Source organism: Saccharopolyspora sp. NPDC050389 (genome assembly GCF_040655595.1).
In the GTDB taxonomy this organism is placed as follows: Bacteria; Actinomycetota; Actinomycetes; order Mycobacteriales; family Pseudonocardiaceae; genus Saccharopolyspora.
In genome coordinates, this window is the sequence record NZ_JBFAKG010000117.1 from 1 (window position 1) to 26,068 (window position 26,068).

The 26,068-nt window shown below is 71.3% G+C and carries 25 protein-coding genes; 22 read left to right on the top strand and 3 right to left on the bottom strand.

What is annotated here, in order from left to right:
• Positions 1 to 52 precede the first annotated feature (52 nt).
• Positions 53 to 232 (bottom strand): hypothetical protein, encoded by a 180-nt coding sequence (locus tag AB0I53_RS43480; protein ID WP_358615405.1) that lies wholly within the window; start codon positions 230 to 232, stop codon positions 53 to 55.
• Between the two features lie 228 nt (positions 233 to 460).
• On the opposite strand from AB0I53_RS43480, the gene AB0I53_RS43485 reads away from it, so the two are divergent.
• The 18 genes from AB0I53_RS43485 (at position 461) to AB0I53_RS43570 (ending at position 19,302) form a co-directional block, all read left to right on the top strand.
• Complete coding sequence (locus AB0I53_RS43485) at positions 461 to 1,204, top strand: thioesterase domain-containing protein (RefSeq protein ID WP_358615407.1); 744 nt, start codon at positions 461 to 463, stop codon at positions 1,202 to 1,204.
• 86 nt (positions 1,205 to 1,290) lie between these two features.
• Positions 1,291 to 1,545 (top strand): hypothetical protein, encoded by a 255-nt coding sequence (locus tag AB0I53_RS43490; RefSeq protein WP_358615409.1) that lies wholly within the window; start codon positions 1,291 to 1,293, stop codon positions 1,543 to 1,545.
• Complete coding sequence (locus AB0I53_RS43495; RefSeq protein WP_358615411.1) at positions 1,542 to 4,709, top strand: amino acid adenylation domain-containing protein; 3,168 nt, start codon at positions 1,542 to 1,544, stop codon at positions 4,707 to 4,709. The genes AB0I53_RS43490 and AB0I53_RS43495 overlap by 4 nt, the downstream gene beginning before the upstream one ends.
• Positions 4,706 to 5,389 (top strand): thioesterase domain-containing protein, encoded by a 684-nt coding sequence (locus AB0I53_RS43500; RefSeq protein WP_358615413.1) that lies wholly within the window; start codon positions 4,706 to 4,708, stop codon positions 5,387 to 5,389. The genes AB0I53_RS43495 and AB0I53_RS43500 overlap by 4 nt, the downstream gene beginning before the upstream one ends.
• Positions 5,386 to 6,114, top strand: coding sequence for an SDR family oxidoreductase (locus AB0I53_RS43505; protein ID WP_358615415.1), 729 nt, complete (start codon positions 5,386 to 5,388; stop codon positions 6,112 to 6,114). Before AB0I53_RS43500 ends, AB0I53_RS43505 begins: the two co-directional genes overlap by 4 nt.
• Positions 6,115 to 6,120: 6 nt before the next feature.
• A complete protein-coding gene (locus AB0I53_RS43510) occupies positions 6,121 to 7,386 on the top strand; it encodes a glutamate-5-semialdehyde dehydrogenase (RefSeq protein WP_358615417.1) in 1,266 nt (421 codons plus the stop codon).
• Positions 7,387 to 7,411: 25 nt separating this feature from the next.
• Positions 7,412 to 7,693: an acyl carrier protein gene (locus AB0I53_RS43515; RefSeq protein WP_358615419.1), complete on the top strand. Its 282-nt coding sequence runs from the start codon at positions 7,412 to 7,414 to the stop codon at positions 7,691 to 7,693.
• Between the two features lie 134 nt (positions 7,694 to 7,827).
• Complete coding sequence (locus AB0I53_RS43520; protein ID WP_358615421.1) at positions 7,828 to 9,174, top strand: TrpB-like pyridoxal phosphate-dependent enzyme; 1,347 nt, start codon at positions 7,828 to 7,830, stop codon at positions 9,172 to 9,174.
• Positions 9,171 to 10,253, top strand: coding sequence for an acyl carrier protein (locus tag AB0I53_RS43525; protein ID WP_358615423.1), 1,083 nt, complete (start codon positions 9,171 to 9,173; stop codon positions 10,251 to 10,253). Before AB0I53_RS43520 ends, AB0I53_RS43525 begins: the two co-directional genes overlap by 4 nt.
• Entirely contained in the window at positions 10,250 to 11,728 is a 1,479-nt protein-coding gene (locus tag AB0I53_RS43530; RefSeq protein ID WP_358615425.1) for a class I adenylate-forming enzyme family protein, read from the top strand. The genes AB0I53_RS43525 and AB0I53_RS43530 overlap by 4 nt, the downstream gene beginning before the upstream one ends.
• Positions 11,721 to 12,974 carry a type III PLP-dependent enzyme gene (locus tag AB0I53_RS43535; protein ID WP_358615427.1) on the top strand — a complete coding sequence of 418 codons (1,254 nt, stop codon included), beginning with the start codon at positions 11,721 to 11,723 and terminating at the stop codon, positions 12,972 to 12,974. The genes AB0I53_RS43530 and AB0I53_RS43535 overlap by 8 nt, the downstream gene beginning before the upstream one ends.
• 5 nt (positions 12,975 to 12,979) lie before the next feature.
• A complete protein-coding gene (locus tag AB0I53_RS43540; protein ID WP_358615429.1) occupies positions 12,980 to 13,225 on the top strand; it encodes an acyl carrier protein in 246 nt (81 codons plus the stop codon).
• Between the two features lie 137 nt (positions 13,226 to 13,362).
• Positions 13,363 to 14,535 carry an acyl-CoA dehydrogenase family protein gene (locus AB0I53_RS43545; RefSeq protein ID WP_358615431.1) on the top strand — a complete coding sequence of 391 codons (1,173 nt, stop codon included), beginning with the start codon at positions 13,363 to 13,365 and terminating at the stop codon, positions 14,533 to 14,535.
• Positions 14,528 to 15,688 (top strand): acyl-CoA dehydrogenase, encoded by a 1,161-nt coding sequence (locus AB0I53_RS43550; RefSeq protein ID WP_358615433.1) that lies wholly within the window; start codon positions 14,528 to 14,530, stop codon positions 15,686 to 15,688. Before AB0I53_RS43545 ends, AB0I53_RS43550 begins: the two co-directional genes overlap by 8 nt.
• Positions 15,673 to 16,302, top strand: coding sequence for a 4'-phosphopantetheinyl transferase superfamily protein (locus tag AB0I53_RS43555; protein ID WP_358615435.1), 630 nt, complete (start codon positions 15,673 to 15,675; stop codon positions 16,300 to 16,302). The genes AB0I53_RS43550 and AB0I53_RS43555 overlap by 16 nt, the downstream gene beginning before the upstream one ends.
• Positions 16,299 to 17,225 carry a hypothetical protein gene (locus AB0I53_RS43560; protein ID WP_358615437.1) on the top strand — a complete coding sequence of 309 codons (927 nt, stop codon included), beginning with the start codon at positions 16,299 to 16,301 and terminating at the stop codon, positions 17,223 to 17,225. The genes AB0I53_RS43555 and AB0I53_RS43560 overlap by 4 nt, the downstream gene beginning before the upstream one ends.
• A gap of 5 nt (positions 17,226 to 17,230) precedes the next feature.
• Positions 17,231 to 18,784 (top strand): amino acid adenylation domain-containing protein, encoded by a 1,554-nt coding sequence (locus AB0I53_RS43565; RefSeq protein WP_358615439.1) that lies wholly within the window; start codon positions 17,231 to 17,233, stop codon positions 18,782 to 18,784.
• A gap of 5 nt (positions 18,785 to 18,789) precedes the next feature.
• Complete coding sequence (locus AB0I53_RS43570) at positions 18,790 to 19,302, top strand: flavin reductase family protein (protein WP_358615441.1); 513 nt, start codon at positions 18,790 to 18,792, stop codon at positions 19,300 to 19,302.
• Positions 19,303 to 19,321: 19 nt separating this feature from the next.
• On the opposite strand, the gene AB0I53_RS43575 is transcribed toward AB0I53_RS43570, so the two are convergent.
• Complete coding sequence (locus AB0I53_RS43575; protein ID WP_358615443.1) at positions 19,322 to 19,885, bottom strand: CGNR zinc finger domain-containing protein; 564 nt, start codon at positions 19,883 to 19,885, stop codon at positions 19,322 to 19,324.
• A gap of 134 nt (positions 19,886 to 20,019) precedes the next feature.
• Here AB0I53_RS43575 and AB0I53_RS43580 point away from each other — a divergent pair, with 134 nt between their 5' ends.
• Positions 20,020 to 21,342 carry an MFS transporter gene (locus tag AB0I53_RS43580; protein ID WP_358615445.1) on the top strand — a complete coding sequence of 441 codons (1,323 nt, stop codon included), beginning with the start codon at positions 20,020 to 20,022 and terminating at the stop codon, positions 21,340 to 21,342.
• Between the two features lie 58 nt (positions 21,343 to 21,400).
• Here AB0I53_RS43580 and AB0I53_RS43585 read toward each other — a convergent pair whose 3' ends face one another.
• Complete coding sequence (locus AB0I53_RS43585; RefSeq protein ID WP_358615447.1) at positions 21,401 to 22,171, bottom strand: MBL fold metallo-hydrolase; 771 nt, start codon at positions 22,169 to 22,171, stop codon at positions 21,401 to 21,403.
• A 254-nt stretch (positions 22,172 to 22,425) separates the two neighbouring features.
• On the opposite strand from AB0I53_RS43585, the gene AB0I53_RS43590 reads away from it, so the two are divergent.
• The 3 genes from AB0I53_RS43590 to AB0I53_RS43600 all read left to right on the top strand — a co-directional run bounded on the left by AB0I53_RS43590 (position 22,426) and on the right by AB0I53_RS43600 (position 25,868).
• On the top strand, positions 22,426 to 23,337 hold the full coding sequence (locus AB0I53_RS43590) for an aminoglycoside phosphotransferase family protein (RefSeq protein ID WP_358615449.1): 912 nt from the start codon (positions 22,426 to 22,428) through the stop codon (positions 23,335 to 23,337).
• Positions 23,338 to 23,523: 186 nt separating this feature from the next.
• Positions 23,524 to 23,967, top strand: a complete 444-nt coding sequence (locus AB0I53_RS43595; protein ID WP_358615451.1) for a DUF4913 domain-containing protein — start codon at positions 23,524 to 23,526, stop codon at positions 23,965 to 23,967.
• Positions 23,964 to 25,868, top strand: coding sequence for a hypothetical protein (locus tag AB0I53_RS43600; RefSeq protein ID WP_358615453.1), 1,905 nt, complete (start codon positions 23,964 to 23,966; stop codon positions 25,866 to 25,868). Before AB0I53_RS43595 ends, AB0I53_RS43600 begins: the two co-directional genes overlap by 4 nt.
• Positions 25,869 to 26,068 lie beyond the last annotated feature (200 nt).

Below are 26,068 nucleotides of genomic sequence, written 5' to 3' on the forward strand. Positions count from 1 at the left end.
GTGGCGCCCCTCCTGCCAACCACCCCCCACACCACGCCCCCCGGTCGTGGGGTCAGCCCCAGGGAGTGTCGTCGATGGCGGAAGCCGCGATGGCGGCCGGAGCGTCGTCGGCGGCGGCGAGAGCACCGGTGACCGGGACGGCGGCCAGAACGGTGAAGGCGATCGCGATCTTCTTCCAGAAGGACATGACTGCTCCCTGCGGTTTTGACGTGGCGTTCTCGATGCCGGCCATCGGCGTGAACCGGAACTGCCACCGACATTAGGAAGCCGACTTATCAGGCCGCCGTTTCGCGGCTGTCATCTTCCAATCGCTCCGGCGGTGCGCGGTGATGGCGCGGTGATAGGTCGCTGATGGTGCCTTCGTGGATCGTCTGAGAACACGGCGCCGGAGCCCGCGATCGACCGGATTCCGCGGCGCCGGGAACCGAGTCGGTGCGCCTATCCGGAGAGGAGCGGGTCAATGCTTCGCAACGTCTCCGGATGGTCCCGCTGGCTGTTGCGCGAACCCGATCCAGGCAGCCGGGCACTGCTGTTCGTGCTGCCGCACCCGGGATGCGGCGCCGAAACGTACCGCAGGTGGCCGCGCAACATCGGCCGTTGGGAGATCTGTCCGGTGCGGCTGCCGGGGAGGGAGGTGTTCGGCCGGCGACCGCGAGCGTCGTCCTGCCGGGAACTCGCCGCGGAACTCGCGTGCGGGCTCGAAGCCTACCGACGGCGACCGCTCGGCTTCTTCGGGCACCGCTCCGGAGCACTGCTGGGATACGAGGCCGCCGCCAGGCTGGCCGAAACCGGCGGTCGCGAACCGCTGCAGGTGTTCGTCTCCGCCCAGCCCGCACCGGGTGCTCGTCCGCCGGATCACCTGCGCTGCGCCACCGATGCGGCGCTGGCCGAGGTGATGTGCCGGGTGATCCTGGAGATGGGCGGAAACCCGTTGCCGTCGCTGGTGGAAACCCAGGTCCGGGTGTTCCGGGATGATCTGGCCTCGGCCGCCGCCTACCGGCCCGCCGGTGGCGTCCCCGGCCGGGTCCGGGTGACCGCGGTCGGCTGGACCGGCGACGACGAGGTGCCGCCGGTGTCGATGGACGGGTGGCGCGAGTTCGGTCGCGTTGCCGCGCACGCGCTCCCGGGTGATCAGTTCAGGTTCCTGTCGGCGCCGGCCGCGCTGCGACGCGTGCTGGATCCCGAGCACCACCGCGACGAGTAGCGGAGCAGTTCGCCCGACGACCGGCAGGTCTAGATGTCAACCGAAAATCCGCGTCCAGAGTTGTGCTTTCTTTGGGGAGAGTGGTCATGACGGAAGCGATTCCGAAGGAAATCGACGCCCAGCTGGCCAAATTCGTGCGCGTGCCGTGGCGTGAGGATTCCACCCTGATCGAGGTCGGCATCGATTCGCTGACCGCCGTGCGCATCGTCGTCGGCCTGCTGCCTGACGACGACGCCGAGATCGACGCCGGCCAGCTCGGCGGGATCCAAACCGTCGGCCAGTTCCGGCGGTGGTTGCGCGACCTGCTGCCCGAACAGGCGCGAGCCGGAGCGATCCGGTGACCGCGGTCGTGACCCCGGCGGACAACCGGGACGAGCAGGATCCGGCGGCCGCCGCGCCGCTGACCGAATCCCAGCTGGGCCTGCTGGTCGTGCACCGCGCTGTGCCGGCCGCCCACCTCTACAACGTCGTCGCCGAGATCGGGCTGGATCCCGCCTTCGGCGGCCGGCAGATCCGCTCCGCGCTCGCGGATGTGCTCGCGGTCCAGCCCGCGCTCCGCACCGGCCTGCGCGAAAGCCCTCGCCCGCACGCAGATGTGGCGGATCCGATCCCGGCGGACAGCGTGCCGATTCGGATCGTGCCGGCTCCCGCCGCGGACTTCGACGCGGCGAAGCAGGCGTTGCTGGCCGAGCTTGCGAGCACGGCATTCGACCTGGCCGAACCGCCGCTGCTGCGCGCAGCGCACCTGCGCGCCGTCGATGGCAGCCGTGCCGTGCTGCTGCTGGTCGTGCACCACACCGTCTTCGACGGGTTCTCGCTGCGCCCGTTCGTCGACGACTTCAGCCGCGCGCTCATCGGTGCGCTCGACGTCGAGGCGTTGCGGGAGAAGCGGGAACGCGCGCTGCACAAGGAACTCCGGGCGCAGGTCGCCGCGGCCGACACTCCCGAGGCAGCGGCCGCGGTCGACGCCATGGCCGAGTCGCTGCGGCAGACCTCGCCGACGGTTCTGCACCCGAAACCGAACCGCCCGACGGCCACCGACTTCAGCGGCGAACGCGTCGAAATCCGGCTCACCGCGGAGGAATCCCGGCTGGTCGACGAAGCCTGCGGCGCCCTGGACATCAGCGCGTTCACCTTCTTCTCGGCGATCTACGCCACGGTGCTCGCGCGCCACAGCGGGCAGGACTCGGTGGTCTTCGGCGCTCCGCTGCTGGCGCGGCGCACGATCGGCTCCTTCGACCTGTGCGGGTTCTTCGTCAACACGCTGCCGCTGGTCGTGGACGTGCCGTGGCAGACGAGCTTCGGCACCTACGTGCGCGAGCACGTGACCCCGCGCGTGCAGGAGATCAGGGCCAACGCCGCAGTGCCGTTCACGCGCATCGTCCGGCACGTCGACCCCGATCGCGGTGGCAACCGCAACCCGCTGTTCTCCTGCATGCTCGCGATGCAGGACTCCACCGACGTCGCGCCGGATTCGCCGGTGCGCGAGCTTCGCGAGCACGGCACCGGAACCGCGAAGTTCGACCTGTGGCTGGGCGTCACGCCGACCGGCGGTGGCTGGTTGCTGGAGTTGGAGCACGACCGGACGCTGCTCCCGGCGGCGATCGTCGACGGCATCGTGGACTCGCTGCGCAGCGCCCTGCGCGCGGCCGCCGCGGATATCGGCGTGCGGTTGTCGGAGCTGTTCGACGACGCGTCCACAGTGGAAACCGAGCGCTCCGACGGGTTCGGCGTCGAGCCCGCAGCGGCCGATCTGGACGGCTGGCTGCGGAAAGCTTGCGCGGCGCAGCCCGACGCGATCGCGGTCGACGAGCACGGCCGGCGGATCAGCTACGCGGAACTGGACTCCTCGGCCACTGCGATGGCCGCCCGGCTGCAGCAGTGCGACGTGCGCGCCGGCGACGTCGTCGGTTTGGCGACCGGCTCGCTGCTGGACACGGTCGTCGCGATCCTCGCGGTGCTGCGGTTGCGGGCCGCCTACCTGCCGCTGGATCCATCGCTGCCCGACGAGCGGCTGGCTTACATGCTCGACAAGGCCGAATGCCGCCTGGCCGTGGCCGATGCCCCGATCCCGGGCGTGCGCGTCGTGGCGCCGGGAGATGCCGATCCGGCATCGACACACCTGGTCGAGGACCCCGGCGCCGATGCGGACGCGGTGTACGTCATGTTCACCTCGGGATCCACCGGCAAGCCCAAGGGCGTGCTGATGCACCACGCGCCGCTGGTCAACCTCACGGCCTGGCAGGTGGACGCGTTGGGCATGGACTCGACGACCCGGTTCCTGCAGTACGCGCCGTGCGGGTTCGACGTGTCGTTCCAGGAGATCGTGCCGACCCTGGTCTCCGGCGGCACCGTCGTCGCCCGCGACGACGTCGACCGCCGCGATTTCCCCGCGCTGGTGCGGCATGTGCGCGACAAGGCCGTCACGCACGTGTACCTGCCGGTCGCCGCGCTGGCACCGTTCGTGCAGGCGGTGGAGGCGGCGGGGGAGGAGCTGCCGGCGATCCGGCGGCTGTGCGTCTCGGGCGAGCAGCTGGTCGTGACCGCCCAGATCAAGCGGTTCTTCGCGCAGCGGCCGGAAATCGAGCTGGTCAACCTCTACGGCCCGACCGAGACGCACGCGGTGACCACGTTCTCGCCGACCGCCGCCGACCACTGGGACTCGCACGTCCCGATCGGCCGGCCGATCACCGGCGTGACCGCCCAGGTCGTCGACCGCACCGGGCACCTGGCGCCGCGCGGTGTTCTCGGTGAGCTCCTGCTGGGCGGTTGCTGCCCGGCGCGCGGCTACGTCAACGATCCGCAGCGCACGGACGAGCGGTTCCTGCCCGATCCGTACCGAGCGCCCGCGGGCCGTCGGTACCGCACCGGCGATCAGGTGATGTGGGCGGCGGACGGCGAGCTGGTGTTCCTCGGCCGCAACGACGACCAGGTCAAGATCCGGGGCTTCCGGGTCGAACTCGGCGAGATCGAGGCCGCCGCGCAGGAGCTGCCCGGCGTGCGCCTGGCGGTGGCGGCGGTCGACGGTGACGCGGCGGCGCGCCGGCTGCTGCTGTTCCTGACCGCCCAGCGGGATTCGACTCCGGAGCCCGCCGAGGTGCGGCGGGAGCTGGCGGCGCGACTGCCCGGCTACATGGTGCCCGCGGTGGTGGCCGTGGTGGAGAAGATCCCGACCACCGCCAACGGGAAGGTCGACCGGGCCGCGCTGGTGGCGGCCGCGGCGGACCTGCTGGCGGAGGAGCGCACCGCGGCACCGGCCGCGTCGTTGTCGGCCGACCCGATCGAGGCGTGGCTGCAGCGGATGTGGGTCGACCTGCTCGGCGACGGGCTGCCGCCGGTCGACCGGTCGCTGCTGGAGCTCGGGGCTCATTCGCTCAACGCGCTGACCGCGCTGACCCGGATCGAGGAGGAGTTCGCGGTGCAGCTGACGATCCTGGACTTCTTCACCGATCCGACCGTCGGAGGCATGGCCGCGGCCCTGCGCGAGCAAGGGGCGCAACGATGACCGGCGCGCTGGCCGAGCCGTCGCTGCTCGTGCCGATCAAGCGGGGCACCGGCCCGCTGTCGGTCGTGCTGCCGCCCGCGGGCGGCGGTATCGGGCCCTGCCTCGGCGTGGCAGCGCACCTGGCCCGGCGCGGCCCGGTGCACGGAGTGCGCGCCAGCGGCTTGATGGCCGGTGAACGACCGGACGCAGCGGTGCCGGCGATGGTGGAGCGATACTGGGCGGTTCTGGAACCGCTGGGCGCGCCGAGCCTGCTGTTCGGCTGGTCGCTCGGCGGATCGCTGGCCTGGGAGCTGGCGCTGCGCTACGCCGAGCGCGGGCGGCGACCGGCCGTGGTGATGGTCGACAGCCCGGCCGTTCCCGAGCCCGTCGAGGCGGACCAGCGCGGCCGGCTGCGAGACGTGATCGCCGGCCAGGCGGATGACGAGCGGGTCCGCGCGACCACCGACGCGCACATCACCGCCGCGTCGAACTACCGCGCGCGGCAGCGCTATCCCGGGCCTGCCCTGCTGGTGGCGTGCCTCCGGGAGAACCCCGACCACGCGAAGGCGTGGCGGAACCTGGCGGGCCACCTGCGCACGGCGGAAGTCGACTGCGGGCACTTCGAGGTGCTCGAACGCCCGCACCTGGCACCGGTGCTCGGCCACCTCGACGAGTTCCTGAACACCCTGGAGGAAGCATGACCGAACTCGCGATCGTCACCGGCGGGACCCGGGGCATCGGCGCGGCCCTGAGCGCGCGGCTGAGCAAGCTCGGATACCGGGTGATCGCGGTGTACCGCAACGACCGCGCCGCGGCGGAGGGCTTCGGCGAGGCGGGCGTGACGCCGATCCGGGCCGACATCGCCGACCCGCGATCGGTCGAGGCGTTCGCCGAACAGGTCCTCGGTGAGCACGGCACGCCGTCGGTGCTGGTGAACAACGCCGGGATCAACATCGACCGGCCGTTCCTGGAACTGACCGCCCCCGACTGGCAGCAGGTGATCGACACGAACCTGTCCGGACCGTTCCACCTGATCAAGGCGTTCGCCCCGGCGATGCTGGACGCCGGCGCGGGCAACATCGTCAACATCGGTGCCACGACCGGAATCCGCCCGCGCGCCAACGGCGTGAACTACGCGGCGAGCAAGGCCGGCCTGCTGCAGCTGACCAAATGCCTGGCCACCGAGCTGGCACCGACGATCCGGGTCAACTGCCTGATCCCGGGCATGACCGAAACCGACGAACTCATCACGCGGTTCCGGCTCGACGACCCGCAGCACCGGGCCGCCGTGCTGGCCGAGATCCCGCAACGACGCATCGGTTCCCCCGACGACATCGCCGACGCCCTGGAATTCCTGGTCAGCGCGCAGAGCAGCTACCTCACCGGGCAGAAGCTGATCGTCGACGGCGGCCAATTCATGTGGTAGGAGACCATGACCGACGAACTGCTCCGCGCGTCCCGGCTCGCCTACGCCACCGCTCCGCCGGTCGGCGACCCGGCATTCCTGCGCTATCCCGACGAACTCGCCCGCGCCCTCACCGAATCGTGGCCGATGGTCCTGGAGGCCAACTCCCGCGACGTCCAAGCCGCGCAGGAGCGCGGCCTGCCTCCGGTCCTGGTCGACCGGATCCGGCTGGGAGAGGCGCACCTGCCGCAGCTGCGGGCGCTGACCCGCAGCGTCGCCGAGGAGCTTCCCGAGGCGCTCAAGCCGGGCCCGGCGACTCCGGTGGGCCGCACCGCTTCCCTGCGCAAGGTGCCCAAGCCACTGGGCGTCGCGCTGATGGTCTACGAGGCCCGGCCCACGGTCACCGTCGAGGGCGCGCTGCTGCCGGTGGTCACCGGGAACGCGGCGATCCTGCGCGGTGGCAAGGAGATCGCGGCCACCAACGCCGCACTGTCCACCGTGGTGGACAAGGCGCTGGCGGCCGCCGGCCTGCCGATCGGTATGGTGACCACATTGGACGATCCGAGCCGTGCCGTACTGCGTGAACTGCTCGGCCGTGGCGACGCGATCGACGTGCTCATCCCGCGCGGCAGCCCGTCGCTGATCGACTACTGCCGGACCGCGAGCTCGATCCCGGTCATCGCCAGCGGCGGCGGCGTCAACCACCTCTACGTGCACGAATCCGCTGATCTCGCGCTGGCCGCGGCGGCGGCGCTGGACAGCAAGCTCGCCGAACCCACCGCCTGCAACACCCTGGAACTCGTCCTCGTCGACGAGCCGGTGGCCGCGCAGTTCGTCGCAGCGCTCGCCGACGCCGCCGAGGAAGAGGTGACGTTCAAGCTGGACGAGCGCATCGCCGCGCCGGCGAGCACCGGCGAGGTGCCGTGGCGGATCGAGCCGCTGGCCGAGCACGACTTCGGCCGCGAATTCCTCGCACCGGCGATCGGCGTCCGGGTCGTGGACGGCTTGGCCGACGCGGTCGAGCACATCGGCCGGTTCGGGTCGATGCACACCGAAGGCGTGGTCGCCGGCGACGAGCGGATCGCCGACGAGTTCGTCAAGCAGGTCGATGCCGCGGCGATCGTGGTGAACGGATCGCTGCGGCTGCACGACGGTCCCACCCTCGGCCTCGGTGCCGAGGTGTCCATCAGCACCGGCCGCCTGCACGTGCGCGGCCCGGTGACGCTGCGTTCGCTGCTGACCTACACCTGGCTGGTGGCGGCCAACGGCACGCTGCGCAGCACGGTCCGCTGAAAACCCGCCTGCGGAGGAGGATTCCATGTCCACAGTCGCGCTCGACCGCGCCGCGGTCGCCGACGCCGTCAAACGAGTGGTCATCGCCGAGTCGCGGATTTCCCTGCGCCCGGCGCAGATCCCGGACGACGAGCCGCTCAACGGAGACCGGCTGACGGTCAATTCCCTCGGTTTCGTGGGAATGCTGGTCCGCCTGGAGGACGAACTGGGCATCGAGCTCTCGGATGACCTGTTCGTCGGCCGCCAGTTCCGCACCGTCAACGACCTGATCAACGTGGTCGCCGAGGCCGGGGAGGTGACCGCATGAGCGGCTCTGTGCCAACCGAAGTCCTGCTCAACCGCACCTCAGGGGACCGTGACGCAACCCAGCCACAAGAAACCGCGAAACGCGAGATCGATCCCGAACGCAACCACCACTGTGAATCGCGGAGAGGCGGAACTGTGCTGCCGACGAGTTGGCGCAGCGTGCTGCCGCACCTCGACGAACTCCCGAGCGACCGCAGCCCGCGCGTCGCCAACGGGCAATCCGTGCAGGCCAACCTGCCGCTGGAACTGGTTCGGCAGAGCATGTCGGGCAAGGAGTTCTGGCCGATCCCCGAGCCGATCGCCGACGCCTACCGGAAGTTCCGCCCGACGCCGCTGTGGCGGGCGACCGGCTTCGAGCGCGCCATCGGTGCCCGCGTGCCGATCTACGTCAAGTACGAAGGCGGCAACATCTCCGGCAGCCACAAGCTCAACACCGCGCTCGCGCAGGCCTACTACTACTCCCGCGCCGGAGTGCGGGAGCTCGTGACCGGCACCGGCGCCGGGCAGTGGGGAACCGCGCTCGCCGCGGCCTGCGCCCTGTTCGGCCTGCGCTGCACGGTGTTCATGGTGGGCTCCAGCCTGAGCCGCAAGCCCTACCGCGGCGTGCTCATGCGGATGCTCGGCGCGGAGGTCCACGCCAGCCCCAGCGACCTGACCGCGGTCGGCCGCGATCACGACGGCACTCGCGGCAACAGCCTGTCGCTGGCCATCGGCGAGGCGGTGGAGTACGCCAAGGCCACCGACGGCGCCGCGTTCTGCATCGGCAGCGGCGAGACCTACAGCATCCTGCACCAGTCGGTGATCGGGCAGGAAGCCCAGCAGCAGCTGGCCGAGCTCGAAGCCGACGTCGACGCGGTCGTCGGTTGCGTCGGCGCCGGCTCCAACTTCGGCGGCATCGCGCTGCCGTTCCACGCCGAGGCCGCTGCCACCGGCGCACCGGCGCCGATGCTGGTGGCGGCGGAGTCCAGCACCACGCCGAAGCTGACCCGCGGCGTGTACGCCTACGACCAGACCGACGCCACCGGCACCGGCCCGCTGGAGGCGATGTACACCATCGGCAGCGACTACGTCATTCCCGACTCCCACTCGGCCGGGCTGCGGTTCCACGCCGCGGCGAAGGTCGTCTCGGCGATGCGGCACGCCGGTCAGATCGAGGCGATGGGCATCGGCCAGGTCGAGGCGCTGGAGGCGGGCCGGCTGCTGACCGTGCACGAAACCGTCCTGCCGGCACCGGAATCCGGTCATGCCCTGGCCGCCGCGGCCAAGCTGGCGACCGGCGGCGGCGAGGGTCTGCGCGCCGAGCGCGGCGTGCTGGTGTGCGCGAGCGGCCACGGCTACCTGGATCTGGCCGCCTACCAGCAGTTCCTCGACGGCGAGCTCAGCGACGTCGCGCCGCGGCCGGAGGCGCTGGTGGCCGCGGTTTCCGGGCTCGACCAGGTGGCCGGCGCCCACGCGCTTTCGGCGGTGGGGAGGCAGTCGTGACAGCGGTGGATTCCGTGCGGTCGAACCTGCTCGACTGCATGCAGGCGAACCTCGCGGTGCTGGCCGACCGCCACCACGGCCCGGGCACGCACCTGAACCTCGGTGCGGCACTGCGGTTCCGGTGGCGCGCCGAGCAGCTGCCCACCGTCGAACCGACGTTGGAGCAGCACTTGGCGGACGCGGAAACCCTGCTCGGGTTGCGCGTCACGGACGAGCGCACGGTCACCGGCGAGATCCTCACCGCCGCCGTGCAGCCCGGTGCGCAGGCCTACGTCATCGCCGACGCCTACGAGCTGCCGTGGGTTCCGTACTTCCGGCAGCGGCACATGGAGCACAGCTTCCTGCTCAGTGCCGAAGGCACCGTGGTCGACGCCTACGCCAACGACACGCAGTGGGGCCCGGCGACACCCGGCAGCTGGCAGTTCCCGGACCTCCGGTTGGCGGGTGCGGCGCAGATCCTGCACTTCGCGCCCGAGGCGGCGCCGAATCCCGTCGCGGCGGTCGACGACGGCGACTTCGAGGAATACCTGGCCGCGTACCAGTCCTATCCGAACCGCGTGTCGGCCCTGGACCGGCTGACGCTGGAAACCTGGTTGCTGGCCAGATCGCGCAAGCTGCACGCCGCGTTCCGCCGGCACCGCGGGCTGCCGCTGCGGGCCGCGCTCGACGAGCACCTGAGCCGATGGGACGGGCTGGTCGAGCAGACCTACCTGGCCTACCGGCGCGTCGCGCGCGGACGACCGGAGCCGACCATCGTCGTGGAGCGCTTCCGGGAGGCGCTGGCCGCCGACCGCGACGTCTTCGAGCTCGGCGACGAGGGATGGCGGCGGTCGGTCGCCGGGGTCGTGGCGTCGGTGCTGGACGTGGCCGAGCAGCAGTTGCTCGGCGGCGTCAGCTTCACCTCGCTGCCGCGGTTCAGCTCGTTCCGGCTGGTGGAGATCGTCGAACGGCTGGAAAGCGAGCTGGGCGCCGACATCGACGCCGCCGACCTCCTGCCCGAGAACCTGCACCGCCTCGACGACCTGTGCCAAGTGATCAGGCCGCCGGCGGCCGTGCCCACGGAGGGAGTTCTGCCATGACGTTGCTGCATCAGCTGCTCGACGACGCGGCCGAGCGCTGGCCGGAACGCCCGGCGATCACTGCCGCCGGCCGCACGCTGACCCACCTCGAACTGGCCGCGGCCAGCCGCCGCCTGGCCCGGGTGCTGCACGAGCGCGGTGTCCGACGTGGACAGCGTATCGTCGTGCTGCTGCCGTCCGCGGTGCTGCATCCGGCGCTGGTCTACGCCGCATCGAGGCTCGGCGCGGTCATCTCGCTGCTGCACGAGCAGACCACCGACCGAGCCCTGGAGCACGTGCTCGACGACTGCGAGCCCGTGCTGGTGATCTCCGATGCGGTCACCCGGCCCGCCCGCACCCGCGGGATCACCGTCCTGGGCAGCGCGGAGCTCGATGCGCGGCTGGGCACGGGATCGCAGGAGGTGCCGGGGCAGGAGCCGCTGGCGGTGGATCCGCTGTTCCTGATCTACACCTCCGGCACCACCTCGACACCGAAGGCGGTCGTCAGCACGCACCAGCAGGTGACCTTCGCCGTCACGGCGATCCAGTCGGTGCTCCGCTACCGGGACGACGACGTGGTGTACTGCCCGCTGCCGATGTCCTTCGACTACGGCATGTACCAGCTGTTCCTGGGCGCCGCCTCGGGTGCGCACGTCTGGCTCGGGCGCCCGGCCGAGGTCGGCCCCGGCCTGCTGGCGAACCTGATCGAGGCAGGCGCCTCGGTGTTGCCGGCCGTGCCTGCGGTCGCCGAGGCGTTGGGCAGGCTGCTGGCCCGGCGGGCGACAGCGGTGCCCGCGCTCCGGCTGGTGACCAACACCGGCGCGGCGATGCCCGCCCAGGTGCTGGCGCGCCTGCGCGAGGCGATCCCGGGGCTGCGGGTGCAGCTGATGTTCGGGCTCACCGAGTGCAAACGCGCGACGATCGCCCAACCCGATGACGACCTGCGGCGCCCCGGTACCTGCGGGAAGGCGTTGCCCGGCACCGAAGTGTTCACAGTGGACGGAGAAGGCCGTCGGCTGGAGCCGGGGCAGGTCGGCGAGATCACCGTGCGCGGGCCCAACGTGATGGCCGGGTACTGGCGGCAGCCGGAGATGTCGGCCCGCCGGTTCCTCCGCCGCGAGGACCTGTTCCCCGAGCTGCGCACCGGCGACTACGGGTGGGTCGACGAGGACGGCCACCTGTATTTCGAAGGCCGGCGCGACGACATCTACAAGGAGCGCGGCTTCCGGGTGAGCGCCACCGAGGTCGAGGCCGCGGCGCGGCGCGTCGCCGGCGTGAGCTCCGCCGCGGTGCTGCCGCCCGAGGGCGCGCGGCGGGCGGTGCTGATGGTGGTCGCCGACACCGGTCCGGACGAGGTGCTCGCGGCGATGCGCACCGAGATCGAGGAGTTCAAGATCCCCGGCCGGTGCCTGGTGGTCGAGCGGATCGCGTTGACCGGCAACGGGAAGGTCGACCGCAAGGCGATGACCGCGATGCTGGAGGCCGACCATGGTTGAGGCACTGCGGGAGCGCCGCGGCATCCGCGACCAGCTCGGCGCGGCGCAGACGCCGGCCTACGTCTACGACTTGGCCGTGGTGCGCGACAACCACGCGCACCTGCGATCGGCGCTGCCCGACTCGGCCGGTCTCTACTACTCGCTGAAGGCCAATCCGCACCCGGCGCTGCTGCGCGAGCTCCGAGCCGGTGGTGCGCTGCCCGAGGTCTGCTCTCCAGGCGAGCTCGACGCGGCGCTGGAGGCAGGCTGGGCCGCCGAGCAGGTGCTCTACACCGGTCCGGGCAAGCGCGACGTGGATCTCGACCGGGCGGTGCGGCTGGGTGTGCGCGAGTTCTCGGTCGATTCCGCCGTCGCGCTGGACCAGCTCGAAGCCATCGCCGCGGCCCACGACGTCGCGGTCAGGTGCCTGCTGCGGATCAACGACGACCAGCCGGCCGCCGGGCAAGGGCTGGCCATGACCGGCGTGGCATCCCAGTTCGGTGCCGACGTGGCATGGGTGCTGGCCGAGCCCGCGCGATTCGCGGGGCGGGAGCACGTGCGGGTGCACGGGCTGCACCTGTACATGGGCACCAACCTGGCCACGGTCGACGACCTCGTCGCGCAGTTCCGCCACTCGGTGCGCACCGCGGCGCGGCTCACCGACGTCCTCACCGCGCACGGAGCGGCGATCCAGGTGCTCGACCTCGGAGGCGGTTTCGGGGCGCCGTTCGCCAGGCGCGGCGAGCGCATCGCGCTGGACGGCCTGAAAACCGAGCTGGAGCGCCTCTTCCACGAGGAAATCCCGCGCCCGGCGCCCGAGATCGTGTTCGAGGCCGGCCGCTACCTGGTCGGCACCGCGGGCACCTTGGTGACCGAGGTGCTCGACGTCAAGCACTCGCACGGCCGCGCCGTGGTGGTGCTGGAATCGGGCATCAACCACCTGGGCGGCATGGCCGGGCTGCGCCGCGTTCCGCCGCTCGTGCCCGACCTCGTCGGGGAGGAGCGGGGGCGAGCCCCGATGACCGCGATGATCACCGGCCCGCTGTGCACGCCGCTCGACCTCTGGGCGCGGTCGGCGGAGGTGCCCGAGGTGGTGCCCGGCGACGTGCTCGCCGTGCCCAACGTCGGCGCCTACGGACTCTACGCCAGCCTGCTGGCCTTCCTCGGGCACCCGATGCCCGCGGAAGTGGTCGTCGACGGCGACGATCCGCAGCGGCCCCCGCAGGTTTCCCGCTTGGAACTGATCCGCATCAACCGAGAGGAATGACCACAATGGACGCACGTTTCATCGAGCTGCTGGTTCCGTTCCTGAAGTTCGCCGGCGGCCGCGAGATCACCGAAGATGCGAGCCTCCGCGAGCTCGGGCTGGACTCCATGCAGGCCATCGAGCTGCTGTTCGCCATCGAGGACGCCTACGGCATCGCGCTGCCCGACGACGAGCTCAACGACGACACCTTCGCCACCGCGGGGAGCCTGTGGCGCGTGGTCTCCGCGCAGATACCGGAGGCCGTGGCATGAGCAGCCCTGTGTCGACTCCAGTCCTGCTCAACCGCACCTCAGGGGAACGTGACGCAAACCGGCCACGAGAAACCGTGAAACGCGAGATCGAGCCGGACGCAACCACAACTGTGAAGCGCGGAGAGGCGGGAACGGGCATGAGCGCCCCGGCGCTGGAGCGCGTCGCGTTCGACGCGCTGGCCGACGAGGTCGCCGCGGTCGCCGAGAACCACGTCGCCGACGCGGACCGGGACGCGGTGTTCCCGGTGGCGGCTCTCGAAGAACTCCGCCGCACGAGGTTGCTGGGCCTGATGGTGCCCGTCGAGCACGGTGGGCTGGGCGGCAGCGTCGCCGATGTGCTCAAGATCGGCATCCGGCTCGGGCGCGTGGACATGTCGCTGGCGATGGTCTTCACGATGCACTGCCAGCAGGTCGCCGCGGTCGTCCGGCACGCGGCCGAGCCGCTGCGGTCGGAGCTGCTGGCCCGGCTGGGCAGCGGCGCGGAGTACCTGGCGTCGGTGACCACCGAGATCGGCACCGGCGGGCACCTGCTCAGCGCCGAGTCGGCGCTGCGCTCCGACGGCGAGCAGCTCGCCGTCGACCGGTTCGCGCCGATCGTGACCGGTGGCGCCCACGCCGACGGGTTCCTGATCACGATGCGCGCGGTCGCGGCCGATTCGCCGAACCAGGTGTCCCTGGTCTACGCCCACCGCGACCAGCTCGTCACCAGCGCTTCCGGCGACTGGCAGCCGATGGGCATGCGCGCCAGCCAGAGCATCGCGCTGCAGCTGACCGGAACCGTGCCCGCGCACCAGATCGTCGGCGTGCCAGGCGGTTTCGCCGAGATCTCCAGCTCGATCTTCGCCCCGATGGCGCACCTCGGGTGGTCGGCGGCGTGGCTCGGCACCGCCGCCGGAGCCCTGTCACGTGTGCTGCACATGCTGCGGAGCCCGGCCGGGCGCAAGCGGTTCGACGTCAAATCCGAGCTGCTGCTGAGCAGGATCTCCAAGGCACGGCAGCGATTGGACACCGTGCACGCCCTGCTGTGGCGGGCCGAGGAGATGGTGCGCACCGCCTCGGATCTGTCGTCGCCGAGGAACCAACTGCTGCTCAACGCCCTCAAGATCACCGCCGCCGAGCAGTGCCACGACGCCGTCGACGACCTGGTCTCCGCGGTGGGGCTGCGGCACGGCTACCTCAAGGATTCGCCGACCCGGCTGGAGCTGGCGCTGCGCGACCTGCGGTCCGCGGCCCTGAACTACAGCAACGACCGCCTGCACCTCGCGGACGGCCGGCTGGCCCTGATGGACGCGGAGGTGCGCTTTGTCTGAGACGACCGCCTTGTCGCTGGAGCCGATGGTCGAACTGCCCGGCTTCGACGCGCTGGAGAAGGTTCTCGACGAGCTCGCCGCGACGGCCTCGGCCAAGGAGATCTGGGCGGCGCTGGGGCAGGCCGGCCTGATCGAGCAGGTGTACCGGCACGGGTCGGCCGGCGGCGGTGTGATCCCGTCGCGCCTGGCCCGCGTGCTGGCGGCGGTGGACGAGCGGTTCCCGGTGGGCACCACGCTCTCCACGTGCGTGCAGCTCGCCACGGTGCTGCCGATCCTCGCCGGTGACGAGGGTCTGCCCGCGCAGACGCTGCGCCGGGCGCTCAGCGGTGCGGCGACCGTCGGATTGGCCGCCACCGATGTGGGCTCGGGATCCGATCTGACGGCCCTGGAGACCGAAGTGCTGCTCGGCGAGCGCGAGATCGTGCTCAACGGCACCAAGCGGTGGATCACCAATGCGACGACGGCCGACGAGTTCCTGGTCCTGGCCCGGCATCGCAGCGGCCGCCACTTCACAAACTTCACGTGGGTCCTGGTGCCGGCCGCGGCCACCGGAGTGGCCGTGCGCCCGGCGGAGTCCGATCTGTTCGACGGCTCCGGCGTCGGTGACGTGACGTTCGAGGAAGTCCGGCTGGAACGGTCGCACGTGGTGGGCCGTCCGGGGCGCGGCCTGGCGAGCTTCGCCAGGCACATCGCCACCGAGCGGTTGGCGGGAGCGCTGTGGGCGCTGGCGCTGTGCCGGCGCACTCTGGAACACACGCTGCGTGGTCTGTCGGTGCGGCCGCACCAGCAGGGCACGCTCTGGGATCTGGACAGCGTGCGGCAGCGCTTCGCCACCTGCCTGGTCGATCTGCGGCAGCTGGACGCGTTGACCCGCGAGCTCAGCGATCGCATCGCGAGCCGGTACGACACCTCCGCGGCGGCGCTGCTGAAGGCCGCAGTCGGATCCACTGTGGACAAGGTGCTCGCCGAGTGCGCCCAGCTGCAGGGCGCCGAGGGGTTCACGCCGACCGGCGCCCAGCGGTTGCGGGCGCAGGCCGCGATCTTCGGCATCGGCGGCGGCACCACGGAGGTCGTGCGATCGACGGTCGCCGACGACGCCGTGGTGGTGCTGGCCGAACTGGATCCGAGCGCCTGGCCATGCACGGCCGGCTGATCGAGGTGGCGGAGCGCACCTGGGTGGGCACCGGTGCGATCGAGCGGGTTCCGGAGCGCTCGCACCCCGCGGATCTGGCCCGCACCGCAGACATGCCGTCGTGGCGGGCGCGCGAGTTCCTGGCCGGCCGGAGCCTGCTGCGCTCGATGCTGCGGGAGCTGTACCCGCACTCCGCCGAACTGGAGGTGACGGCCTCCGGCAACGGCAAACCGCACCTGCTCGGCGACCAGGGCCTGGGCGTGAGCGTTTCGCACGACAGCGGCGTCGTCGCGGTGTGCGTCGCCGCCGGCCGCGATGTCGGGGTCGACGTGCAGGGCGCGCCGGAGAAGGTCGAGCGTGCGCTGGTGCGGCGCTGTTTGCGCGCCTACGCCGACGAAGTCCTGCAGTTGCCGTCAGCGCGGCGGGCTTTGGAGTTCGCCTGGGTGTGGACGGTGCAGGAGGCGTGCGTGAAGGCCACGGGCGAGGGCATCGGCGGGCGCCCGTGGGCGATCGACGTGCCGCCGGGTGCCGGCGCCGGAACCTGGGGTGCTTACCGCTGGGTGAGCCTGCGCGGCGCTTCTGAGGTGCCGCTGAGCTGTGCCTTCGGGCCGGCAGGAGAGGAGGGGAAAGCGTGACTGCAACAGTGCGCGGCCAGGCCGAATTGAGTTGCTACACGGCCAATCTCGCCGCATACCTCGCCGCCGACGAGCCGGAGGTGTGGTGGCGGCTGGCCGAAGCGGTGCGGCTGCGCGTGCGACCGCACGCCGGTGGTGGGTTGATCTTCTCCCACCACGCACGCATCGATCGAGGCGAACTGGCCTACGCCGGCGCGGCCGAGTGGGCGGAGTGCGCGACTGCTCTGCGCGACGAGCTGACCTCGCGGGGTCGCGTGCTCGCCGTCGCCAACACCGGTTATCTGCCTTGGGCGCCCGGTTCCTCGGGCGGAGGAGCACCGCACTGGGTGCTCGTGACCGAGAACGCCGACGGCGCCTGGCACGTCGTCGACGAGTTCGCGGCCCTGCTGCCGACCGGGGAACAGCACCCGCAAGACGTGTGGCTCACCGATGACGAGCTGCGCCGGATCATGACTCCCGTGCACTCGCCGTCGGAGGCCGTCCGGAACCGGGATGCGCACGCTCTCGGCGAGCAGGTCTCGCTGCCGCCGTACGAGCACTACCGGTGGCTCACCCGAACGGCCACACCCGTTGGAGCGTCCCGGGAGTGGCCGGGAGACACGGTGTCCGCATTGGACGAGATCGCCGAGAACATCAGCGGCGGCACCGAATCACTGGCGGCGCACATCGAGGACGTGTGGGCCGCCGCCCGCCACCACCGCTTCCAGCTGACCGCCTTCGTCTCCGCGGGCCTGCTCGCAGCGGAACAGGCGCAGCCGGCGCTGGACGCCTGGGGCGAGCTGCCGAGATCGCTGCGCTTCGCGCTGGATTCCGCCCGCCGGGCCCGGCCCAGGCCCGGACTGGTGACCAAGACCTTCGCCCACTTGACCGAGGTGACCCGAGAACTGATCAGCCAAGCACCGCAAGCTTTTTGGAGAGGATGACGACGATGACCGGCAAGACCACGATGTACGACTGGTTCGCGGCATCGGTGGCTGCGAACGGAAGCGGTATCGCGCTGGAGGTCGGCGGCAGGGCCCTGACCTATGCGGAGCTGGCCGACCTGGCGGCAGGCATCACGAGGGCGATCATCGACCGCAACGACGGCACGGTGCCGGCCAGGGTGGGACTGCTCGCGGCGCGCAGCGTGCCGGCCTACGCGGGATACCTCGCCGTCCAGCGCCTGGGCGCGACGGTGATCCCGTTGAACCCGGCCTTCCCCGCGGCGCGCAACATCGCCATCGCCGAGCAGGCCGAACTCGACCTGGTGCTGGTGCAGGACGACGTGGCCGCCGAGTTCCCGATCCCGGTGCTGCAGCTGAGCGAGGAGGCGCTGGACGAGTTCTCCGAACGGCGCGCGCCGGAGTTGCCGGAATCGACCGCGGGCTCGGAAGATCTCGCGTACATCCTGTTCACCTCCGGTTCCACCGGCCGGCCCAAAGGCGTGCAGCTCCAGCACCGGAACGTGGGCGCCTACCTGGCGCACGTCATCGCCCGCTACGGCGTCCGGCCCGGCGACCGGCTGTCCCAGACCTTCGACCTCACCTTCGATCCGTCGGTCTACGACATGTTCACCGCCTGGGGCGCCGGCGCCACGCTGGTGGTGCCCACCCGCAACGACATCCTGGCGCCGGTCCGGTTCGTCGAACGGAACCGGATCACGCACTGGAACTCGGTGCCGTCGGTGGTCTCGCTGGCGACGCGGCTGCGCGGGCTGAGGCCCGGCAGCATGCCGACGCTGCGGTGGAGCCTGTTCTGCGGCGAACCGCTGACGCTGCAGCAGGCGGAGACCTGGCAGCTGGCGGCGCCGAATTCGGTGCTGGAGAACATCTACGGGCCGACCGAGATGACGGTGACCTGCACCGAATACCGGTTGCCGCGCGATCCGGCCGAGTGGGTCCGCCCGGCCAACGGCACCGTGCCCATCGGGACCGCCTACCCGCACCTCCAGCACCTCGTGCTGGACGAGGACGGCCGGCCGGCCGACACCGGTGAGCTGTGCCTGCGCGGACCGCAGCGGTTCCCCGGCTACGTCGATCCGGCCAACGACGGCGGTCGCTTCGTCACCTTCGACGGCGACGTGGCGAAGGTGTACGACGGGACGGAGCCGCTCACCGACGCGCACTGGTACCGCACCGGTGACCGGGTGGCGGTGGAGCAGGGGCAGCTGGTGCACCTGGGCCGCCTGGACCACCAGGTGAAGATCCGCGGCTACCGCGTGGAACTGGGCGAGATCGAGGCCGCCCTGCGGGACCAGCCCGGCGTCACCGACGCGGTCGTGCTGGCGATCCGGGGCGAGGACGGAGAGGTCGAACTCGCCGCCGCCTACACCGGCGAGCCGCTCGTGGAGGAGGCCCTCATCGACGCGCTGGGGCGCCGCCTGCCCGGCTACATGGTGCCGCGCACGGTGGTCGCGTTCGAGCTCTTCCCGCTCAACCCCAACGGAAAGATCGACCGGAATGCGCTGGGCGGCAGCCTGGCCGCGACCGCAGGGCGGCGGTGACGACGATGACTGCTCACGTGGATGTTCGCGTGCCGCTGGACAGTGCGACGTTCCGGCGAGCGATGGGGCTGTTCCCCACCGGCGTCACGCTGATCACGAGGGGGAGCGGGGCCGAGACCGAGGTGATCACGGCCAACTCCATCGTGTCGGTGTCCCTCGACCCGATCATGGTGCTCATCGGCGTGCGCGCGGACGGGCGAATCCGTCCCGAGATCGACGATGCGGGCAGCTTCGCGATCAACGTGCTCAGCGCGGAACAGGAGGAGCTGTCGGCGGCGTTCGCCCGCCGGGACCGACCACGCGGCCGCGACGCCGCGCTGCTACTCGGCGACGAGGTCGATGGTGCGGGCAACATCCTGGTCGATGGAGCGGTGGTCGGCCTGGAATGCCACGTCGACGTCGCGCACCGGGCGGGGGACCACGTGCTGTTCCTGGCGCGCGTCGCGGCGGTACGCACCGGCGATGCGGACAAGCGCCCGCTGGTGTTCCACCGCGGCGGCTACGCCACGGTGACGTGACCGCGGTGGTGTTCGCCGGTCACCGGGCCGGTTCCGGTGGCCGGCGGTTGCGCGAGGCGAAGCTGCGGGCCTTGTTGCGGTTGCCGCAGACGCGCATCGAGCACCAGCGCCGGCTGCGGTTCTTCGAGGAATCCCAGAAGACCCAGCCGCAGTCCTCGGCCGGGCAGCGCTTGATCCGCTCGATCTCGCCGGTGATCAGCAGTACGGCGAGCGCGGACGCCAGGCCGGCGAACGCCCGGTGCACGACGGGCAACTCCGGTGCCGGCTGCAGGGCGGGACCGCCGTCCTGCAGCGCAGCGGAGGCCGAGACCAGCAGCGGCAGCTCGCGCAGGACCGAATCGGCGTCGGCGAGCACGTGGGAACGCCTGTCGTCGATGCCGAGCACTTCCCGGACGCCGCTGCGGAACCGGTGGCAGCGCGCGTGGTCGTCGGCGGTGACGACGGGCGTCGACCCGGTCAGCCCGGCGTCGACCAGCCACCGGGCCAGGCCCGCGGCGTCGGCGAGCGCATCGGTTTCGTCCTCGATGTCGAGGGTGTTCGCGAAGGCGATGATCAACTCCGCCTGCGCCGATGGATCGGTCACCGGGTCACCTCCCCTGACGTTCGATAACCGGTCAAAGTAATGACAGGTTACCCATTCGCGGGATGGCTGTGCAATGATTCACGTCGCTACTATCCACCTAAACGCTTTCACTGGTTATATCGAGGTGCGTTGAGATGACCGACCGACTCGCCGAGCACGCGCCCCCGGACGTGGCGGCGCCCGAGGAGCCCCGCGATCGCAGCGCGCACAACACGCTGGTCCTCGTGGTGTTCACCGCGATCACCAACCTGGCCGACGGCGTGATCAAGATGGCGTTGCCGCTGATCGCGACGACGCTGACCTCCTCACCGGCCGCGGTGGCGGCGGTGTCGCTGACGCTGACGCTCCCGTGGCTGCTGACGGCGCTGCACGTGGGCGTGCTGGTCGACCGGTTCGACCGCCGGATGCTGTTGTGGCTGGCCAACGCGCTGCGCCTGCTGACGCTCGCCGCGCTGCTGTTCGCCCAGTTCTCCGGCGCGATCAGCCTGCCGCTGCTGCTGGTCGGCGGGGCGGTGCTGGGGATCGCGGAAGTGATCGCGCTGACCTCGGCGATGGCGCTGACGCCGACGGCGGTCGGCCCGCGCTGGCGGGAGCGGGCCAACGCCTGGATCACCGGCGCGGAGACGGTCTGCAACGAGTTCTGCGGCCCGTTCGTCGGCGGCCTGCTGATCGCCGCCGGAAGCGCCTTCGCGCTCGGTGCCACCGCCGCCGGGTACGTGCTGGGCACGGTCGTGCTGGTGTTCCTGATCGGCCGGTTCCGCGTGTCGCGGCCGGCCGATCAGGCCCCGGAGAGCGTGAGCCGCCAGATCGGCAGCGGTCTGCAGTACCTGTGGCGGCAGCGCCTGCTGCGGCTGATGGCCCTGGTGCTGACCGTGCTGTGCTCCTGCTGGGGAGCGTGGCTGGCCCTGATGCCCCTGATGGCGACCACGATGATGAACCTGGACGCCCGCGAGTACGGGATGCTGCTGAGCGCGCTCGGCATCGGCGGCTTGGTCGGAGCGCTGACGGTCACCGCGGTGAACCGCCTCATCGGACGCCGCTGGGCCCTGTTCGCCGACCTCGTCGGCACCTTCGCGATGGTGGCGACGCCGGTGCTGACCACGGAGCTGTGGATCCTGGCCCTCGGCGCGTTCCTGGGCGGCATGGGCGGCACGCTGTGGGCGGTCAACGCGCGCACCATCGCGCAGTACCTGGTCGAGCCGGAGATGATGGGCCGCTACAGCGCGGTGGCGCGGCTGTTCAGCTGGGGCGCGATGCCGGTCGGTGCCGGTGTGGTCGGGCTGCTGGCGGAGTTCTTCGGCATGCGCGCGGCCTTCATCGTGTTCGCCCTGGCGGTCCTGATCACGGTGCCGGCGTTCTTGCGCACGGTGACCCCGCAGGTCCTGGCGGGTGTCGAGGAGGCCAAGCAGCGCCAGCTCGCCGACCACGCCGAAGGCGGTGCCCGGCACGCGGAGTGAGCCGGGCACCGGCTGCCGCATCGGTGATTTCGTTGTGGCGCAGGTGTTTTCGACAGGTTCAGATGGTGTAGGTGGTGCCGGCGTGGACGACTTCCACGGGGCCGTCGAAGGCGTCGCGGGCTTCCTGGGCCAGCGCGTCCTGGTCGGTCCACGGGGAGTAGTGGGTGAGCAGCAGCCGCCGGGCTCCCGCCGCGCCCGCCGCGGCGCCGGCCTGCTTGCCGGACAGGTGCATTCCGGTGGGCTGGTCGGGGAAGTCGAGCCAGGATGCCTCGGACAGCAGCACGTCGGCGCCTTCCGCGAGCTTGGTGATCCCGTCGCTGGGACCGGTGTCGCCGGTGAAGGCGAACACCCTGCCTTCGGCTTCGACGCGCAGACCCCAGGTCGGGCACAGGTGGTCCACCGCGAACGCGCGGACCTCGAACGCCCCGATGCGGACCGGTTCGACCGGCGGTTCGAGGAACTCGACGACGTCCGACAGGTCGGTCTCGGCGAGTTGCTCCGCGTTCGGCGCGTACAGGGCGGCCAGCCTGCTCGGTGCCTCCGGCGGCGCGTAGACGGGCAGGCGGTGCTGCTTCGGGTCGTACGGCTGGTTCGGCCGGAACCGCAGGTACACCACCAGCGGCGCGAAGTCCGCGCAGTGGTCGGGATGCAGGTGCGTCAGGAACAGGGCGTTGATGTCGAACGGGTCGATCCACTTCTGCAGCGGCCCCAGCGTTCCGTTCCCCAGGTCGATCACGATCCGGCTGTCGCCGGAACGCAGCAGATATCCGGATGACTGCGATTCCGGCGACGGAGCGCTTCCGGAACAGCCGACAACGGTCAACTCCACGGGATTCACCTCACGAGCGTTCCGCGCCGGTGCCCACCGGCGCATCGGTCGACTGGCCGCGGCACGCATCCCCGCCGGGCGAAGTGGCTGGTGCGGCCAGGAATTCACGGCGCCGAGTATCGGATTCGGCGCGGCCTGCCGCCCGCCGAGAACCCGAATGGTCGACGCTCGCGCCTCGAGGCGGCTCCGCATCCCGGCCGTGTCGAACGCGGCCCCCATTCGAGTGTGGCCGTCGCCTGCGTGATGATCGGGAAATGGATTCCAACGCCCCGGACGGCCGCGCCGGTATCGACGCAGCTCTGGTGGAACGTCTCATCGACGCGCAGTTCCCGCGGTGGAGCGGACTGCCCGTGACTCCGGTGGAGGTAGACGGCTGGGACAACCGGACCTACCGGCTCGGCGCGGACATGACGGTGCGGCTGCCCACCGCCGCCGGCTACGTTCCCGCGATCGCCAAGGAAACCCGCTGGTTGCCGCGGCTGGCGCCGTCGCTGCCGGTCGCCGTGCCGCCGATCCTGGCCGAGGGCGCCCCGGGCGAGGGATACCCCTTTCCGTGGTCGGTGCGCGGTTGGTTGCCCGGCGAGACGGCCGATCGAGGCCGCATCGACGACATGCCGCGGTTCGCCGCTTCGCTGGCCGAGTTCATCAAGGCCCTGCAGCGCTGCGACGCCACCGGAGGCCCGCTCGCCGGCGCCCACAGCTTCTACCGGGGAGCGCCGGTGGGCCACTACGACGAGGAAACCCGCCGCTGCCTGGCCGTTCTCGACGGGCGCGTCGACTCGGCTCGGGCCGCCGCGGTCTGGCACGCCGCCCTGACGACCGAATGGCGCGACGAGCCCGTTTGGTTCCACGGCGACATCGCTTTCGGAAACCTGTTGGTGGACAACGGACAACTCGCGGCCGTGATCGACTTCGGAACCTCGGGAGTCGGCGATCCGGCCTGCGATCTGGTGATCGCGTGGACGCTGTTCTCGGGCGAGAGCCGTCGAACGTTCCGCGACGCGGTCGGCCACGACGAGGCGACCTGGGCGCGAGCCAGGGGCTGGGCCCTGTGGAAGGCCCTGCTGACGCTGGCGGAATGCATCGACGAAGACCGGGAACGGGCCGCCGTCCAACAGCACGTGATCGACGAAGTCCTCGCCGACCACGACCAGTTCCGCAGCTGACCCTCCCTTGTGGACTTTGAGGGGGCGGCCGACGTGGGGTGCGGCAGTGTGCGACCGGCGGTCATGATCTGCGGATCGCGGCCTCCGGTGCCGTCGAACCGGGTAGGTTGCGGTGAGCGGCGCGTGCGATCTCGGTGATTCGCCCGCCGTTGCAGCACTCGATGTGTGCCGAGTCGCGGAGGACAGGTGACCGAAGACATGCCCCCGGCCGACGATGGCGTTCTCGCGGAAGAGGAAGAGGCCATCGTCGACGCCGCCGCGGAAGAGGCTCTTTCGGCGGGGGACGACGAAAAGCCGCAGGCGGTCTTCCGCAACGTCGAGGAGTTCGTCGTCTACCGGTTCCTGCCGATGTACTGCCGTCCGCTGGACAGGTACCGGTGGTGCGCGCAGTGGTGGAGGCACGCCGAGGCCGTCTCGCGGTTCCACGCGCTGTGGCATGCCTGGGAGGTTCTGCGGTACGAGCCGGGAACGGGCATGGCCGTGTGGTACCGCGATCATCTCGAACCGCACCTGGAGGTTCTGCTCTCCAGCACCGGCCCGTTCAATGCGTGCAGCCCCGAGCACCACCAGGATCCCGTGCCGCTGCCTTCCGAGCCGGCGCCCGAGGGCTGGTTCGAGGACGAGTGGTGAGGAACGAATACCGCAACGAAGCGCGCGACGTGCACGGCAACGTCGTGCAGGTCGGCGTGCACTACGGCGACATCGTGATCGGCGGTGGCAGCCGGCCGGTGTCGTCGCCCGCCGAGCTGCCCCTGACCGGGGATTGCGATCCGTTCCTCGCCGGGGTGCACCGCGCTCGCCCGGACCGGGACGGCGGCGTCCTGCCGCCCTATGTCGCGCGGGACACCGACGACGAACTGCGGACGCGGGTCGGCGAAGCCGGCGAGAGCGGCGGGCTGGTGCTGGTCGTGGGGCCGTCGACGGTGGGGAAGACGCGGGCGGCGTTGGAGGCGGTGCGGCGAGTGCTGCCCCGGCACCGGATCCTCGCGCCCGACCCGGGATCCGACCTGCGACGGCTTCCCGAGCTGGTGAAAGAGGATTCGCCGCAGTGGATGCTGTGGCTCGACGACCTTGAGGCGCACCTGGGCGGCGCGGGATTGAGCCCCGAGCTGCTCGAATGGCTCACCCGTTCCCGGATCCCAGTGGTCGCCACCATGCGGTCGCGCTTCTACCGCGAGCTCCGGTCCGGGCCGCGCCGCGGCGACCTGCGTCGCGGCGAGCACCTGCTGGGCATGCGGGTGCTGAACTCGGTGCAGCCCGTCCTGCTGGATCGGGCGTGGTCCGACGGCGAGCTGGCCCGCGCGACCGCCACCGGCGACGACCGCCTGCGGGAGGCGCGCGCCCGGTTCGGCGATTTCGGCGTCACCGAGTACCTCGCGGCCGGCCCGGAGTTGCTGACGGCGTGGCGCGAAGCGCGGATTCCCACCGCCGACGCGGGACATCCCCGCGGCCACGCCCTGGTCGCCGCGGCGGTCGACCTGGCCCGCACCGGCTTGACCTCGCCGGTTCCGCGGCAGCTGCTGGACGAGCTGCACACCGGCTACCTGCTGGACGCGGCCCTGCTGCGCCCGGAAAGCCTGGCCGAGGCGTGGGAATGGGCGATCGAGCAGCGGCTCGGAGTCGCCAGCCTGCTCGTTCCGGGCGACGTTGAGCAGGCGACCTGGCGGGCGTTCGACTACCTCGCCGATGCCGTTCACGCGAGCGTCGCCGACGTGCCCGACGCCGTGTGGCGCGGTGCCCTCGACCACGCTTCCGACAACGAGCGGTGGATGATCGGGCGCGCCGCCTACGACGCGAACCGTTGGGACGTGGCCGAATTCGCGTGGTGGCCGCTGGCGGAGCGGGGCGAGAGCCGTGCGATGAACAACCTCGGCATCCTGCTCGGGAACCGCGGCGACCACGAGGCTGCGGCGAAGTGGATCGACCGGGCGGCCGACGCCGAGAGCGACGTGGCGATGTTCAAGATCGCGATGCGGCTCCGGAAGGAGAGACCCGGGGGATTCAGCCTGGTCAGCGCCGAATACTGGCTGCGGCGGGCGGCCGAGGCCGGGCACGTGCCCGCAATGTACGAGCTGGCGCGCGTCCTCGATCCCGCCGGCTCCGTGCGGGGAGGTTTCTCCGCGCTCTGGCCAGGGTGGGCCGAGGAGCGGCTCGCCGAGATCGAGACGTGGTTCCGGCGGGCGGCCGAGGCGGGACACGTCCGGGCCGTCGCGGGCCTGGCGGAGCTGCTGCTCGACGCGGGCAGGCTCGACGAGGCGGAGACGTGGTTCCAGCGGTTCGCGGAAGCGGGAAATCCGGACGGCCTGTACCGGCTCGCGGTCGTGGCCATGCGACGCGGCGATTCGCGCGCGGTGGAATCGGCGCTGCGCGATGCCGCAGGTGCGGGGCACGCGCGGGCCGGTTACGAACTCGCCGGGCTGCTCAGGAAACGCGGCGAATTCGAGGAAGCGGACCGCCTGGCCACCAGAGCGATCCGCCACGAAACCCGCGCGGTGAGCGACTCGATCTCCGCGCACAACGGAATCCGCTGAATCCGAGAGCGGTCGTCGCGTGTGACTTCGAAACACGGTCCAGGTGCTCCGCATCGGCGCTCGTGGCGGCTTTTCCTTGCGGCACAAGCGGGTCCTCCTGATGGCCTAAGAGGGCATCTGATCTTGGTTCGTGGTGATCTATCCGTTTCAGGTGGCGGTGATATCTTGATCAACTTGTGAGTCCCCGGCGTGCGTATCGC

Coding starts and splice junctions, on each gene's coding strand:
- AB0I53_RS43480 (WP_358615405.1), bottom strand. CDS start 232: ATGGCCGGCATCGAGAACGCCACGTCAAAACCGCAGGGAGCAGTCATG.
- AB0I53_RS43540 (WP_358615429.1), top strand. CDS start 12,980: ATGGACGCACGTTTCATCGAGCTGCTGGTTCCGTTCCTGAAGTTCGCC.
- AB0I53_RS43490 (WP_358615409.1), top strand. CDS start 1,291: ATGACGGAAGCGATTCCGAAGGAAATCGACGCCCAGCTGGCCAAATTC.
- AB0I53_RS43530 (WP_358615425.1), top strand. CDS start 10,250: ATGACGTTGCTGCATCAGCTGCTCGACGACGCGGCCGAGCGCTGGCCG.
- AB0I53_RS43510 (WP_358615417.1), top strand. CDS start 6,121: ATGACCGACGAACTGCTCCGCGCGTCCCGGCTCGCCTACGCCACCGCT.
- AB0I53_RS43565 (WP_358615439.1), top strand. CDS start 17,231: ATGACCGGCAAGACCACGATGTACGACTGGTTCGCGGCATCGGTGGCT.
- AB0I53_RS43545 (WP_358615431.1), top strand. CDS start 13,363: ATGAGCGCCCCGGCGCTGGAGCGCGTCGCGTTCGACGCGCTGGCCGAC.
- AB0I53_RS43515 (WP_358615419.1), top strand. CDS start 7,412: ATGTCCACAGTCGCGCTCGACCGCGCCGCGGTCGCCGACGCCGTCAAA.
- AB0I53_RS43590 (WP_358615449.1), top strand. CDS start 22,426: ATGGATTCCAACGCCCCGGACGGCCGCGCCGGTATCGACGCAGCTCTG.
- AB0I53_RS43570 (WP_358615441.1), top strand. CDS start 18,790: ATGACTGCTCACGTGGATGTTCGCGTGCCGCTGGACAGTGCGACGTTC.
- AB0I53_RS43500 (WP_358615413.1), top strand. CDS start 4,706: ATGACCGGCGCGCTGGCCGAGCCGTCGCTGCTCGTGCCGATCAAGCGG.
- AB0I53_RS43555 (WP_358615435.1), top strand. CDS start 15,673: ATGCACGGCCGGCTGATCGAGGTGGCGGAGCGCACCTGGGTGGGCACC.
- AB0I53_RS43535 (WP_358615427.1), top strand. CDS start 11,721: ATGGTTGAGGCACTGCGGGAGCGCCGCGGCATCCGCGACCAGCTCGGC.
- AB0I53_RS43485 (WP_358615407.1), top strand. CDS start 461: ATGCTTCGCAACGTCTCCGGATGGTCCCGCTGGCTGTTGCGCGAACCC.
- AB0I53_RS43580 (WP_358615445.1), top strand. CDS start 20,020: ATGACCGACCGACTCGCCGAGCACGCGCCCCCGGACGTGGCGGCGCCC.
- AB0I53_RS43505 (WP_358615415.1), top strand. CDS start 5,386: ATGACCGAACTCGCGATCGTCACCGGCGGGACCCGGGGCATCGGCGCG.